Source organism: Sediminibacterium roseum (genome assembly GCF_009939005.1).
Classification (GTDB): domain Bacteria; phylum Bacteroidota; class Bacteroidia; order Chitinophagales; family Chitinophagaceae; genus Sediminibacterium; species Sediminibacterium roseum.
The window spans coordinates 157,213-171,507 of sequence record NZ_JAACJS010000012.1 but is presented as its reverse complement, the minus strand read 5'-3'; the positions used below and the strand labels follow the sequence as shown (position 1 = coordinate 171,507).

Annotated in this window: 15 protein-coding genes; 5 read left to right on the top strand and 10 right to left on the bottom strand. The window is 49.0% G+C overall.

Going from position 1 to position 14,295, the window contains the following annotated elements:
* Positions 1-37: 37 nt before the first annotated feature.
* Both GWC95_RS09055 and GWC95_RS09050 read right to left on the bottom strand, forming a co-directional pair.
* Entirely contained in the window at positions 38-1,777 is a 1,740-nt protein-coding gene (locus tag GWC95_RS09055) for a M14 family metallopeptidase (RefSeq protein ID WP_161818384.1), read from the bottom strand.
* Positions 1,778-1,797: 20 nt separating this feature from the next.
* Positions 1,798-3,426: a M14 family metallopeptidase gene (locus tag GWC95_RS09050; RefSeq protein ID WP_161818383.1), complete on the bottom strand. Its 1,629-nt coding sequence runs from the start codon at positions 3,424-3,426 to the stop codon at positions 1,798-1,800.
* Between the two features lie 184 nt (positions 3,427-3,610).
* Here GWC95_RS09050 and GWC95_RS09045 point away from each other — a divergent pair, with 184 nt between their 5' ends.
* Positions 3,611-4,561: a class I SAM-dependent methyltransferase gene (locus GWC95_RS09045; protein WP_161818382.1), complete on the top strand. Its 951-nt coding sequence runs from the start codon at positions 3,611-3,613 to the stop codon at positions 4,559-4,561.
* 36 nt (positions 4,562-4,597) lie between these two features.
* Here GWC95_RS09045 and GWC95_RS09040 read toward each other — a convergent pair whose 3' ends face one another.
* From GWC95_RS09040 to nusB, 7 genes are all read right to left on the bottom strand, one after another.
* Positions 4,598-4,999, bottom strand: a complete 402-nt coding sequence (locus GWC95_RS09040; protein WP_161818381.1) for a hypothetical protein — start codon at positions 4,997-4,999, stop codon at positions 4,598-4,600.
* An 83-nt stretch (positions 5,000-5,082) separates the two neighbouring features.
* Positions 5,083-5,400 (bottom strand): antibiotic biosynthesis monooxygenase family protein, encoded by a 318-nt coding sequence (locus GWC95_RS09035; RefSeq protein WP_161818380.1) that lies wholly within the window; start codon positions 5,398-5,400, stop codon positions 5,083-5,085.
* Positions 5,397-5,756 carry a cupin domain-containing protein gene (locus GWC95_RS09030; protein ID WP_161818379.1) on the bottom strand — a complete coding sequence of 120 codons (360 nt, stop codon included), beginning with the start codon at positions 5,754-5,756 and terminating at the stop codon, positions 5,397-5,399. The genes GWC95_RS09035 and GWC95_RS09030 overlap by 4 nt, the downstream gene beginning before the upstream one ends.
* 1 nt (position 5,757) lies before the next feature.
* Positions 5,758-6,351 (bottom strand): dephospho-CoA kinase, encoded by a 594-nt coding sequence (gene coaE, locus GWC95_RS09025; RefSeq protein ID WP_161818378.1) that lies wholly within the window; start codon positions 6,349-6,351, stop codon positions 5,758-5,760.
* 125 nt (positions 6,352-6,476) lie between these two features.
* A complete protein-coding gene (gene yajC / locus GWC95_RS09020; protein WP_161818377.1) occupies positions 6,477-6,812 on the bottom strand; it encodes a preprotein translocase subunit YajC in 336 nt (111 codons plus the stop codon).
* Between the two features lie 88 nt (positions 6,813-6,900).
* Complete coding sequence (locus GWC95_RS09015; RefSeq protein WP_161818376.1) at positions 6,901-7,344, bottom strand: DUF1573 domain-containing protein; 444 nt, start codon at positions 7,342-7,344, stop codon at positions 6,901-6,903.
* Between the two features lie 3 nt (positions 7,345-7,347).
* Positions 7,348-8,277, bottom strand: a complete 930-nt coding sequence (gene nusB / locus GWC95_RS09010; RefSeq protein WP_161818375.1) for a transcription antitermination factor NusB — start codon at positions 8,275-8,277, stop codon at positions 7,348-7,350.
* A gap of 506 nt (positions 8,278-8,783) precedes the next feature.
* On the opposite strand from nusB, the gene GWC95_RS09005 reads away from it, so the two are divergent.
* From GWC95_RS09005 to GWC95_RS08990, 4 genes are all read left to right on the top strand, one after another.
* A complete protein-coding gene (locus GWC95_RS09005; RefSeq protein WP_161818374.1) occupies positions 8,784-9,065 on the top strand; it encodes a co-chaperone GroES in 282 nt (93 codons plus the stop codon).
* 49 nt (positions 9,066-9,114) lie between these two features.
* Positions 9,115-10,749, top strand: coding sequence for a chaperonin GroEL (gene groL, locus GWC95_RS09000; RefSeq protein WP_161818373.1), 1,635 nt, complete (start codon positions 9,115-9,117; stop codon positions 10,747-10,749).
* Positions 10,750-10,914: 165 nt separating this feature from the next.
* Positions 10,915-11,298 (top strand): BlaI/MecI/CopY family transcriptional regulator, encoded by a 384-nt coding sequence (locus GWC95_RS08995; protein WP_161818372.1) that lies wholly within the window; start codon positions 10,915-10,917, stop codon positions 11,296-11,298.
* A 3-nt stretch (positions 11,299-11,301) separates the two neighbouring features.
* Entirely contained in the window at positions 11,302-13,233 is a 1,932-nt protein-coding gene (locus GWC95_RS08990) for a M56 family metallopeptidase (protein WP_161818371.1), read from the top strand.
* A 34-nt stretch (positions 13,234-13,267) separates the two neighbouring features.
* Here the strand turns inward: GWC95_RS08990 and GWC95_RS08985 are convergent, their stop codons facing one another.
* Positions 13,268-14,293, bottom strand: a complete 1,026-nt coding sequence (locus tag GWC95_RS08985) for a PorP/SprF family type IX secretion system membrane protein (RefSeq protein WP_161818370.1) — start codon at positions 14,291-14,293, stop codon at positions 13,268-13,270.
* Between the last annotated feature and the right edge of the window lie 2 nt (positions 14,294-14,295).

Sequence of the window (14,295 nt, the reverse complement as noted above, 5' to 3'; positions counted from 1 at the left end):
TTTCCCTGTATGCTTGTGCCTTGTTACTATTGAGCAACTATTTTGTAAGCGTTGCCACTCCACCTTTCTTACTATCCACACTCACCGTATACTTTCCTCCACCCTGCACGATCCATTTCACTGTAACCGCTCCAAGACCCGGTATGTTCGGAACTTCGATGGTTTGCGGATTGGTTTGCTGTTCGGTAGTAAGGTTCAGGTCGCGGTTCTCTACACGCATTCCCGCCAATACTTTTCCGCCCGTTGAAAGGGTAATGTAATCGGGGCGCTCTATTTTGTTCTTTGTGTCCTGGCTGCTGTGTGTGGGCATCAGGCGCTGGTTGGCGATCACGGCCGTTACTTCCTTCAGGCCATCGCCGAGGTCTTTTTCGCTGATCTCCTGCACTTCCAGTTTTGGTGTTGAATAACAGTGGTACACGCTGAAAGCCATGTTGCGGTGTGCATCCGACTCAAGTAAAAACCCTGGGTGCGCACGCGTGAAGTTTTTCTTGAAACCGCCGATCTCTATTTTACCATATTGCGGGTGGTTGTATTCTTTCCAGGGCACAAACGCATCCTGGAACAACAGGTAACGGTCGAAGCTGTAAGTGGGGTTGTCAAACTGGTCGCGCGAGCCGTCTTTCATAAACATCAGGTAGGGCGTCCACAATTCATTCGAATAAGTATAGATCCCCCTTCCTGCATAGAACCAGTCGAGCTCTCCGCCATACGCGGAATACAGGTCCTTGTAAACCACCAGGTATTTGTAACCCGGTAAGAACTCTTCTCCTTTTTTACCGATCGCGTCGTACACGGCTACGTCCTGTGCATTGTAGGTTCCCACGTCTTCAATTCCGCCCGGCCCGCGAAGGATCATTCCCCCTGCATTGTGAAATGATTGTGCGGCCGCGATGTTCGGGTGTTTGAAAACGAATTCCATCACCGCCCTGTTTTCCGGGAAAGAGAACGGGTATTTGTACGCGCCGTTCTGGATGTAATTCGGCTGCCATCCCCATCCCCAGTCGCGGTTGGGATCGTATTCAAATGTGTACCCGTCCTCGTTTACACGGCCGTCGCCGTCGTTGTCTATTCCTTCAATGCCAAGCAGTTCGTAATCGCCTTTTTCATCGGGTCCCACCTGTATCATATTGCGCGGATCCTTCGGATCGATCTTGTACCGGCCATTCGGATTCTTTCTGCGCATCAGCGTAATGTTGCCATCGCCATCAAGATCATCATACGTATCCTCGTTCACCAACCCATCTCCATCATTGTCTACCGGCTTTAACCCCGAGCGCGGCGAACTTGCGTTGTTTGGTTTGTGGATGTAACTGTCGCGGCCATCGGGGTTGATCGTTGGCACCACGTAAAAAACCTTGTCCTCCAGCAGCTCCTGTATGAACTTCGTGTCGGCAAACGATTCCGTTAAATACCAGGCCGTATACAGCGCAAACTCCGCCCCCTGTATTTCATTTGAGTGGATGTTGCCATCGATGTACATGCCCGGCTTCCGGTTCGGATCGCCGCCTTTCTTGAAATCGGTGATGGTCAGCAACCAGAGGTCACGCCCTTCGTACGATTTCCCGATCGTTTCAAATTTGGCAAGATCAGGATAGGCCGCTGCAATTTTTTTGCAGATCTCTCCCAGCCCGGCATGGTCGTAATACCGGTTCCATACCACAGCTACTTTCGGGTTTACCGGCGAACCCGCGGCCTTGAACAATTGACTGGGCGATTGCGCAACGGCTGCTGTAGTAAACGCTAAGGCAGCGAAGGCGATCAATATATTTCGTTTCATAATTTCTTTTTTTAGAATGGTTAGAGCGTTACGTCGATGTTTTTTACCCCTGCTGTTGGGCAACCCACCTCTATCGATACTTTTCCGGTGCCTTTGATCAGCCAGCTGAAAGACTGTGTTGACGATGCCTCCAGCGAATTCAGCAGGTTGATCTTCTTACCGCCAACGATCTGCTGCTTATCGGTATTCACCGCTACTTTCAGTTTCTTCAGGAAATAACTGCGTTCGCCGAGTTTGCTGTGGGTAGACAATCCGCCTTTGTTGATCACATCCAGGCTCACCCTTGTTAAGCCATTGCCCAGTTTTTCTGTTTTGAGATTTACGATCTCGAGATCAGCCTGTTGGTTCGCAAGTTTGAGCAGGAAGTCGGTATGTTTCTTCACGATATCACCCACCATTTTATAAGGGGGATTGATGAGCACGAATGGATCCAGTCCACCTACTTCCACTTTTGTATTTGGATAATCGGGATGTTTTACTTCTTTCCATTCTGTAAACGTATTAGAAATACCCTGCTGCTGTGCCCAGCGCAGGTAATTGGCGGCCGCATCTTCGGAGGTAAATGCTTTTTCTTTTTTTGCTGTATCCGGTTTGGCCTTTGGCACCCACCATCCCGGTGTGCTGAAGCTGTAACGCGCATAGTGGAAATAACCCCATGAAAGGATATCGCCACCTGGAGAACTGCTGCGTGGCGCGTCTTTGGCGCCTGTTACTTTGTTGTACAGCTCGCTCACCATGCCATTTACTTTTGCATCCGGCTCCAGGTATCCTGCGAGGATCCTTTCCCTTGCGGCAACGGGGTTGTAGCTCACGGGTACAGACAAATTGTTGTTGCTGCCGAAACTTACAACGGCGTATACATTGAATGCATCGTATAAGAAATCGAGCAACGCCCTTGTTTCTTTTTCGCTGGCCGGAAAATCGCCCGCCCCCGCGCCGAAGGTGTTGTGGCGGTAGGTAAAGTTCCTGTTCAACGCTATGCCACCCTCGCCATCTTCGTTGAGGTTGCCGTCTTTATCGTTGTCGAACCCTTCGGTAAGCAACATGTATTTGCCTTTCTCTCCTTTTGATGCATCGGCTTTTACCAGCGTTCTCGCGTCATCGGGATTGATCTTATACTCGCCGATGGGCGATTCGATGCGCATCATGGTGATCTTCCCGTTTCCATCAAGATCATCGAAGCCATCCTCGTTCAGTTTGCCATCGCGGTCGTCGTCGGTTTCCGTTGCATTGCCATTGCGTTCGTATTTCAGCTTTGCGAAATACTGTTCCATCGCATCAGGGCTCATGTTCGGGAAAACATAGTAGGTTGTTTTGGAAAGGCGGTTCTTGATGCTGTCGGTTGCGCTTCCTTTCAATAGGTTTTCCGCAAAACCGATCGCCATTTCTGTACCAAGCAGATGGCTTCCTTCGGTACCGCCAACCACGGCGATCGCGGGTTTGGTTTCCGTTTTACCAGTACCGATGGTGAGGAGCCAGATCTCTTTGCCGCCATTGGTTTTACCAAGCGAACTGAGCCTGGCCAGGTCGGGATAAGATTTGCTGAGCGCTTCGAGCCGGCTTGTTTGCCCGGCAAAATTGCTATACTCCTGCGCCGAAACCGCGGCAGCAAGACATAGCAACACAGTGGTGAATAGAGTTCTTCTCATGAGCAGTTTTTAGGTCTTAAATATATTGGTTTATTGGATCAGTTGTTGAATGCGTTGTTGTTTTTTGACGACCGGTACCTGTTAATCACCGGCCGGGCATCGGTTTGCATTTGCTTGTTGTATTTTGTCTTACGAATCAACCCATAAACGACAAAACCACGAACAAAAACAACATCTTTGCGTAATGAACGATCCCCAGAAGCTCGAAATGTTCCGCAACCGGCTTGTAAAAGTGTACAAACACCGGAGCAAACTGGCAAAGCGCCAGCAGGTTTCGTGTTACAGGGTGTACGATCATGACCTGACGGAATTTCCTTTGTGCATCGAATTATACGAAGACAAGATCTACATCGCCGAATACCTGCGCAGGCACGGGATGGAAGATGAGGAACACAACGACTGGCTCAACCAATGCCTCGAGGTGATTGGCGACGTAACCGGCGTTGCACCGGAACTGATGTATGTTAGGCAACGCAAGCGGATGTCGCACCGGGAGGACCAGTACGAAAAGATGGATACCCGGCAGGAGTTCTTCACCGTGCTTGAAAGCGGGATAAAATTCCAGGTCAACCTCTCCGATTACCTCGATACCGGCCTTTTTCTCGACCACCGCATCACGCGTGGAATGGTGAAAGAAGCGGCGGCGGGCAAACGCGTGCTGAATCTTTTCTGTTACACAGGCTCCTTCTCGGTTTACGCGGCAATGGGTGGCGCGGCATCGGTCACATCGGTCGACCTTTCGAAAACCTATCTCAACTGGGCGGAGGATAATTTTGTGATCAACCATCTCAAAGACAAACAGAAATACCAGTTTGTGCATGCAGATGTGCTGCAATACATGAAAACCATTCCGCCAAAAAGTTTCGACCTCATCGTGCTAGACCCGCCCACGTTCAGCAACAGCAAACGCATGAAAGATTTCCTCGACATCCAGCGCGATCATGTTGAGCTGATCAACGATGCGCTCGCGGCATTGAGCGATGAAGGCGTGATCTATTTCAGCACCAATTTTTCAAAATTTATAATGGAAGGCAAATTGATCCACGCATCACAGATCAAAGACATCACCAAAGCAACAACGCCCTTTGATTTTGAAGGAAAACTAAAAAGATGGTGTTATAAGATCACAAGGTGAAAAGGCAATTACTAATTACTAATTATTAATTATTAATTACCTGATCGCTCCTGAGTCGATCACGTATTCCCGGGCGCCGAACCACCGGTCGTAGCGATAGCGTACGCTGTACGAAGCGGCCACGGTATCATTTATATAATAGACTTTCAGGATGTACAATTTACCCTTTTCGCCGCGCAGCCATTCGTCGGCTGCTACAGAAGCGTGCGAAGGTTCGGGTACGCCGTAATAACCGCGAACGGTTTCCCTGTTTTCGCGCAGCGGCACACGGCGCCATTTGAAGGGCATGGCCAACGGCGCCGTTTTCGGAACCATAAAATCGAAGATGAAAAAATGAAGGCCCACCATTGTGGCGAAAACAATAAGCAGGATCCAGGTGATCTTTCGCTTGCCTGCATTTGCGAGGTGGGTCTTCAGTATGTTAAAAGGAACGGCCATTAAATAGAATTTATCTTATTGCCAACAGCGTTGAACTTTTCTATTGATGAAATGTTGCTGTCGTTTTCCCATTTCAACGAAGATCATTTTTCAAAACCGTAATCTCTTTCCACTTTGCAGATCCTTGTTTTGTAACGGCTGTACCATTCTTCCCTGCCCTTTTTCTGTGCAAACAGGTGCTCGGAATTTTGTTTCCAGCTGCGGATCGCTTCCAGGCTTTCCCAGTACGAAACGGTGATGCCGATGCCGTCCCTGGCAGACTCGTGCCCAAGATAACCCGCCTGCTGCGACGCGAGTTCAACCATCCGGTGGGCCATATCGCCGTAGCCGTCTTCCATTTCCGTACGTTCGGAGGTAAAAATCACGGCATAATAAGGCGGCTGCGGTGTTGGCGCGATCATATTGTTTTCAGTTCTTTTTTCGTGAATTCGTTTTCGGTATTGCCGGTATTCAGGGTTGTGGCGGGTTCAAACAACATTACCCATACCTCGTTCTCCGCATTGGGCCTGTGCTCCACGCCTTTGGGAACGATCAGGAAATCACCTTCGTTCAGCTCGATGTTCTTATCGCGCAGCTCCATCACAAAAGACCCTTTTACCACGTAGAACAATTCATCTTCGTGATCGTGGTGGTGCCAGGTAAACGGGCCCCTGAACTTGACAAGCTTTACGTGCTGGTTGTTCAGTTCCCCCGCAATGGCCGGGTTCCAGTAGCCGTCGACCGCATTGAATTTATCGAGCACATTTATTTTTTCCATGTTACTGTTTTGATTCTTCTATAAATCGTTCGTGCAGTTTTAAAACCTGTGGAATAACCAGCTGCTGTTCATCGTTCACCACCACAAAATCGCAGAGGCGCATTTTTATTTCTTCGTTGATCTGTTTGTTCATCCGGTTCAGCACTTCTTCGCGTGAAAGATTGTCGCGCTGCATGGCGCGTTGGATGCGGAGGTGCTGTGGTGCGTATACGCCGATCATGTAATCGAAACCAACGGCCGACCCTACTTCAAAAAAGATCGCCGCTTCCTTGATCGTATACGGCGCATCCTGCCTGTCGGCCCACTCCTCTGCCGCAGCAATTGCATAGGGATGAACAAGTGCATTCAATGTTTCAAGTTGAAAAGGATCGGTAAACACGATCGAAGCCAGGAATTTTCGGTCAAGCTTCCCGTTTATATAAGCGGCTTCGCCGAATTTTTCCGTGATCGCAGCGCGCAGGCCGTTGTTTGATTCCATCACTTCCTTGGCTGCAGTATCCGCATCAAACACAGGAATACCGAGTGTTTTGAAAATACCCGCTACCATGCTCTTGCCGCTGCCAATACCGCCTGTGATGCCGATTCTGAGTGACATTTGTCTGGATTAAAAGGGAAAGGTATTGATTATGGAGGAATTTGCGGGGGAAAGCGCGTTGAATGGTAATGGCAAAAAAAACGCCGGATGAAAGATCACCCGGCGTTCAAAAATGGTAAAGGGAATTATTTGGCAGGGGCAGCAGCCTTGTTCAGTTGGGCCGTCCATTCCATGCTGATGGAAGATCTTTCGATCTTGATATAAGAACCCGGGCTCACTTCGAGCTGGAGGGTATTGTCTTCGTTGATCTTGTTCACGGTTCCGTGAATACCGGCGATGGTTACTACTTTGTCGCCTTTCTGCATATTCTCAACAAATTTTTTCTGCTCTTTTGCTTTTTTCGCCTGCGGGCGGATCATAAACAGCCAGAACACGAGGATGATACCACCCATCAGCACCAACTGTACCATTCCACCACCGCTTCCGGATGCCTGTAATAAAACGAAATTCAGATTAGTCATTGCGATTGATTTTATTTGATTGTATAAATGTTTTTGTTAACCCAACGGAAAAATTACTAATTACTAATTGCTAATCACTAATTTCTATCTATTTCCCGTTTCCCACATATCCCGCGAAGATAAGCGTATGGCTGCTCTTGCCGAGCGTATTTGTGGTTACGTATATATTTTTACGGACTTCGCCGGGATGTGATTTGTTACTGTCGAACTCACCCGTTACTTCTCCTTCGCCACCCGGTGGTATCGCTCCCTTGGTGTAACCCGGAACGGTACAGCCACAACCGGCCTTTACATTGGTTAAGAACAACGGGTATTTACCGGTGTTCTTGAACTTGAATACCACGGTCGCCTTCTCACCCATCTGGATCGGTTTGAAGTTTACCACGGTGTCTTTCCATTCCATTGTTGTGTAATGCGAGGTGTCTGCCAGCACAACCTGTGCGGCTTTCTCTTCTTTTTCATAGGTACCGCCCATGTCGCAGCTCATCCAAAAGATGCTGCCCAGTGCGGCTGCAATGATTGTTCGCTTCATATTTTATGCTTTGTTCTTGAAATTGACCTTCTGGATCTTGCCAGCATCCATCATCTCCTTGTGGATATTATCGAGGATCCCGTTCACAAACTGGCCGCTCTGCGGTGTACTGTAGTCTTTGGCAAGATCAATGTATTCGTTGATGGTAACTTTCGTGGGAATGGTTTCGAAATACAGCAGCTCACATACGCCCATACGCATCAGCACCATATCCAGCACGGCGATACGATCGGAGTCCCAGTTCTTTAATTTCGGCTTGATGAGCTCCATGCAATATTCCTTTTTCTCGATGGTGGTACTCAGCAGCGACCTGGCAAACTGCCATTTTTCCGGACCTACCATCTCCTGCAGGTTGTAGCTGCCCGGTTTCTGGATGTAGTTCATCATCAACTGGTCCATCATATCCGCATCATCGTCCCAATTGCTGAAATGCTCTTCTATATGTGTGATAAAAGATTCGTTCGGAAGCATCAACTGCGTAAAGATCAGCTTGATGATCTCTTTTTCCTTGGCTTTTTCGCGGCCCTGGTGGGCGATGTATTCTTTGTATTTATCGGTTTCGGTAAGTTCTACGTATAATTTCTTGACCAGGTCTTTATCGAGAAGCTTGCCTGGCAGGTCGGTCTCCAGTGCTTTTTTGAAAGAAGGGTTTTCAAGGATCTGCCAGAGAAACTCGTTACCGGCGATCTTGATGTTTACATTGAGGTCATCTTCTGTAGGCAGGTTGCGCGAGGCCCTTTTCTGCGCGCTGGTTTCTGCATAACGCGCCACTTCCGTGATAAAATAAAGCAGGTAAACAAACAGTTCGCGGCTTTTGTCGAGTTGTTTCTGTAATTCCTCCACCGGTTTTTTAAATGCCACCGGGCTGTCGGCCGCTTCAATCATGTAAAGCAACTGCATCACTTTCACACGGATATTTCTTCTACTGATCATCTGGTAAGAACTTATTTGGGAGCGGCAAAGGTATTGGTTTGGGGGCGGGATTCAAAATAAAGCTGGCGCCCGCCGCCCCCGTGCACCCAAAAAATACCCGCCTGTGAACAGGCGGGTCTCAACCTTGATACAACCTTGCTTAAAAAGCGTTTTTATAGGAAATACGCTGCTGAACCGAAGCGTATATACTTTATTTATAACCAACTACGAGTTGATTTGGGAAAAGGTTTGGCCGGCAGGCGATTTTTTGCCACGGCACCCCATGCGCGGTTAAAACAGCCGGGCACCCGTTCCGAAACGCCCGGCCACTCCCCCGCCATTGAATGAAATTTTGACGTTCCGGTATGGAAAACTTCCTGCATCTTTGCGACCGTTCGACAGTCGGGGGCCTGGCTTACGGGATAGAAAGGGCAGATTTTCTGAAAATTTGACCTGAAACCCGGAATGGCACAATAATCGAGAACTGTCTAACAATATTTCAACAACCAATTTAAAAACCTATAACGATGGCAAAAAAACTCAACGTTACTCCTCTGCACGACAGAGTAATTGTTAAGGCTGACGCTGCTGAGGAAAAAACCGCAGGCGGAATCATTATCCCCGACACCGCAAAAGAGAAACCGCAACGTGGCACTGTTGTAGCCGTGGGCGCCGGTAAGAAAGACGAGCCCGTAACTGTGAAAGCAGGCGATACCGTATTGTATGGAAAATATTCCGGTACAGAGATCACGATCGACGGGCAGGAATTGCTGATCATGCGCGAAAGCGATATCCTCGCGATCATCTGATCCATCACAACCCAATCTCCCTATTCCAAAATTTCAAAATTGAAATAAAATGGCAAAACAGATTTACTTCGATATCGAAGCAAGAAATAAAATGAAAAAAGGCGTTGACACCCTGGCCAACGCAGTGAAAGTGACCCTCGGACCAAAAGGCCGCAACGTGGTTATTGAAAAGAAATTTGGTGCACCACAGGTAACAAAAGATGGTGTAACCGTTGCAAAAGAGATCGAACTCGAAGACCCGATCGAGAACATGGGCGCACAGATGGTGAAAGAAGTAGCTTCCAAAACCGCAGACCTTGCAGGTGATGGTACCACAACCGCAACCGTTCTCGCACAGGCGATCATCAGCGAAGGTTTGAAAAACGTAGCGGCAGGCGCCAACCCGATGGACCTGAAACGTGGTATCGATAAAGCGGTTGACAAAGTGGTTGAGAGCCTGAAGGCACAATCACAGGCCGTTGGCAACGATTCTAAAAAAATTGAGCAGGTAGCAACGATCTCTGCAAACAGCGACAGCGAGATCGGTAAACTCATCGCTACTGCTATGTCTAAAGTAGGCAAAGAAGGTGTGATCACTGTAGAAGAAGCAAAAGGAACCGATACCACAGTTGATGTAGTAGAAGGTATGCAGTTCGACCGCGGTTACATTTCTCCTTACTTCGTTACCAACAGCGAGAAAATGGAAGCTGAGCTCCAGAATCCATACATCCTGATCTACGATAAGAAGATCAGCGCGATGAAAGACATCCTCCATATTCTTGAGAAAGTGGCGCAAACCGGCCGTCCGCTGGTGATCATCGCCGAAGACCTCGAAGGAGAAGCACTCGCAACATTGGTGGTAAACAAACTGCGTGGCACGCTGAAAGTGGCTGCTGTAAAGGCACCGGGCTTTGGCGACCGCAGGAAGGAAATGCTCACAGACATCGCCATCCTCACTGCAGGAACGGTTATCAGCGAAGAGCAAGGGTTCAAACTGGAGAATGCAGACCTGACCTACCTCGGGCAGGCGGCTTCCATCACCATCGACAAAGACAATACCATTGTTGTTGGCGGAAAAGGAAAGAAAAACGACATCGTTGCGCGTGTGAACCAGATCAAAGCGCAGGTAGAAAATACAACTTCTGATTACGACCGCGAAAAACTGCAGGAGCGCCTCGCTAAACTGAGCGGCGGTGTTGCGGTATTGTACGTGGGTGCGGCTACAGAAGTAGAAATGAAAGAGAAAAAAGACCGTGTTGACGATGCATTGCACGCAACAAGGGCAGCAGTTGAAGAAGGAATCGTACCAGGCGGTGGTGTAGCTTACATCCGCGCGGTAGAGAGCCTCGAAAAACTGAAAGGAGCCAACGAAGACGAACTCACCGGTATCCAGATCGTAAAAAGAGCGATCGAAGAACCGCTTCGCCAGATCGTTTCCAACAGCGGTATCGAAGGTTCTATCGTGGTTCAGAAGATCAAGGAAGGCAAGGCCGATTTCGGTTTCAATGCCCGCACTGAAATTTATGAGAACCTCTTCAAAGCAGGTGTGATCGATCCAACCAAAGTAAGCCGCGTAGCATTGGAAAACGCAGCTTCTATCGCAGCTATGTTGTTAACAACAGAATGCGTGATCGCCGACAAACCCAAACCGGAAGCGCCACACACACACGGTGCGCCTGATATGGGTGGAATGGGTGGTTATTAATCGACTCCCCCTTCATCAAGGAATCAAAATAGGAAAAGCGGTCACCTCGGTGATCGCTTTTTTATTGCGCTGGCCTCCCATCCCTCTTCTCTCCAGCTTAACAAAATTTTATTTTGATCTATACGAACAGGATCGTAAATTGCTTACGAACAAAATCGTAGCAGAATGGCATCAGCGAAAAATGTAAAACCCACCGAGAGTGAACTGGAGATCTTACGGGTGTTGTGGGACAAACAAACGGCAACCGTAAGGGAGGTGCATGAAATATTGGCCGAGCACAAAGAAGCAGGTTATACCACCACCCTCAAGCTCATGCAGATCATGTTTGAGAAAGGGATCGTAAAGCGAGACGACAGCAGCAAAACCCATATTTACCGTGCGAATATTACGCGTGAAAATACGCAGCAGCAGATCGTTGGAAAGATGATCAATTCGTTGTTCGGCGGGTCATCCACCCAATTGGTGATGCAGGCGCTTGGCAACCAGACGCCAAACAAAGACGAGCTCGAAGAGATCCAGCGTTTATTGGACAACCTGAAAAAACAGTAAGCCATGCAATCGTTCTTCCAATCCGCTTTTCTACAGTCGCTGGGCTACGCCATTGCCAACAGTTTGTGGCAGGCCGCCCTTTTGTGGTTGGTATATATGAGTATTTCGAACATCCGTTTGCTCAGCGCCGCTTTGAAATACCGGCTGGCCGTTGCCGCGCAGGTAATTGGTTTCGGGTGGTTCCTGGTAACATTCCAGTTTTATTATACACAATACAGCCATGCGCTGAAAGTGGTGCCTACCGTGCCGCAGCAAAACGTACAGGCGATCTTATCGAGCAACACAGACATTTCCTCGCGCGTGATCAACTGGATGGTAAAAGGCGAACAGCTTTTGCCTTATGTATCGATGGCATACCTGCTCCTGATGGCCTTTCTTTGCGTACGATGGATGCTGGGTTACCGACAAACGCAACTTCTGCGCAGCAACGGTTTACAGAAAATGCCGGCAGAATGGCGGTTGTTTGTTACCAGGATCGCGCAGCAGCTGAACATCAAAAAGAAAGTCGAAATATTTTTATCAGCAACGGTTCAGTCGCCCCTCACCATCGGTTTTCTCAAACCGGTGATCCTGATCCCGGTTGCCAGTATCAACCATCTTACCACCGACCAGCTCGAGGCCGTATTGCTCCATGAGCTGGCACACATCAAACGGTACGATTACCTCGTGAACATCGTTTTATCGGTAGTGGAGATCAGTCTCTTCTTCAACCCTTTCACCCAACTGCTCAGCAAAAGCATACGGAAAGAAAGAGAGAACAGTTGCGACGACTGGGTGCTGCAGTTTCAATACGATGCCTCTGTATATGCGCAAGCATTGCTGCGCATCGCCTGTTTACAGTCGGCGCCCGCATTTGCGATGGCGGCCACCGGGAAAAAAGGAGAACTGCTCACCCGCGTAAAAAGGATGATCGGTGAAAAAGAAAACCGTTTCAACTACAAAAAACAATTGCTTGCTTTCCTCATCGTTACGGGAATATTGAGTTCGATCGCATGGCTCAACCCACATTCTCAGCAGAACAACAAACCCGTTGCGGGCAATGCAAAAACAAAGAACGCCGCTTATGCCGTTGAGCCGATGGCGGTAACGGTAGACAATCCCCTTTTCAACCCGGTGTTCTTTTTATCAAAACCATTGAAAGAAGAGATGGAAAAGAACATCGCTTCAGCGCAGAAAGAACTGGGCGAATCATTGTACGACCTGCGCGAGCCGATGAGCACCATCGCGTCCGTTTCACCGCTTGTGGCCAATGCGATGCAGGAAGCATCTTTTGCGATCGATCATGCAACGATGGACAAAGAGGCCAGCGATTCTGTTTTCTTTGTACCGGGTTTCAAAAAACAATGGCATGCAGATATGGGCAGATCGGTGAAGGAAATGGAAGATGGACTGAAACAGGCCAAAGCAGAGATCGCACGCAATTTTAAAATGAGCGCCGACCTCAACCTCGAAAGCACCAGGCTCGGAACCGACCTGATGAATGTGGTGAACGAATTGTCTGTGCTTGGTAAAACAGGTGTAGATAAAATGGTGATCAATTCATTGAACTTATCAAGTGAAGTGCTCAAAGCCCTTGCAGCCCCGAAGGGAAATACACGTGTTAAACCGCAACAAAAAGAGAACACCAAAGCCAGGCTCCGCAAACAACAGCAGGCGGCAGAAGACCAGGCTGAAGAGGAAGAGGCGCAACCTGAAAAAGAAGAAGACCACAAAACCGGGATAGAGTTAAACGACCATACCTCCCTTATGTTCCCCGCGTTCCCGGACCTTGCCGTTCTCGAACAGATGGCGCAGGTGAAAATGGATGAGGCCACCATCGCTAAGATCAGGACCGTTCTCCTCAAGCTTGCCCATCAAAACGAGGCAAAGATCGTTCCCTTGTTGAACAGGGAGAAGGTGGAAGCCGGAAAGAAGATCGTGGTATGGGAACAGTAGGCGAACTGCCGTTATCTTTTTAAAAACCGCGCCCTTACCAAAGGTTCCTCGGGCACCAATCCCCAAAACGATTACCCAATAAGAAGCCGATCAGGATCTCGTGCGTTCCTTTGCTCACGGTATTGAGCGTTGAGGTTTGTACATCGTAAGAATAACCGATGTTGATGCTTCGGTTGAGGTTTACGCCTACCATTGCGGCAAAGCCATCCTGGTAACGGTAAGAGGCGCCCGCCCAAAGCAGGTCCTGGTACTGGAACTTTGCATTCAGGTCGATACCGAGTGGCAGCGGACTGATGTAGCGCAGCAAGGTGGATGGAAGGAAACTGATGTCATCCGTTAACTGCATGCGGTAACCGGCGCTCACGAACAGGTGTGGCAGCAGTTTACCGTTCTGCACAGAAACGGTATTGTCGGAAAATGTGATGTTCTGCGGAATGATCTGTTGCGCGGCTACGCCAAGAAAATAATCTTTCGAATACAACCAGAGACCCGCACTGATATCAGGCTTGATCCTGCTGATGATATTGCTGTTCGCCACCGCCGGGTCTACCGTGATGGAACCGAAATTGAGTTTACTCGCGTCGAGGCTCATATTGGTAATGCCTGCTGATACCCCGAGCGAAAGGCTCGTGCGGCTGGTTAACCCAACATGGTACGCATAGGTTCCATACGCCGCGAAACGGCTGAGCGGGCCCGTCTTATCGTTCAGCATGGTAAAACCAACACCGTGGTGCGGCTCGGCAGAACTGTAGTCTTGCCAATAGGCCTCCCCCCGCGGGTTGGAGCCGCCCGCATGAAAGCTGGTTGCGGTCTCGCGGCCATAATCATCGCGTTTGAGCGGGCCATGAACGGTGATGTAAGTGGTTACGGGTGCATCCTGGAGTCCTACCCACTGCATGCGGTGGCTGGCCTTTACATCCCAGTAATTTTCAATGCCGGCAACGGCGGGGTTGATGATGTAGTTGTTCATGATGTACTGCGTATAGTACGGACGTTGTTGCGCCCACAACGCACCAACCGCAAACACACCCATCACCAGCAACAATGTTTTTACACGCATAC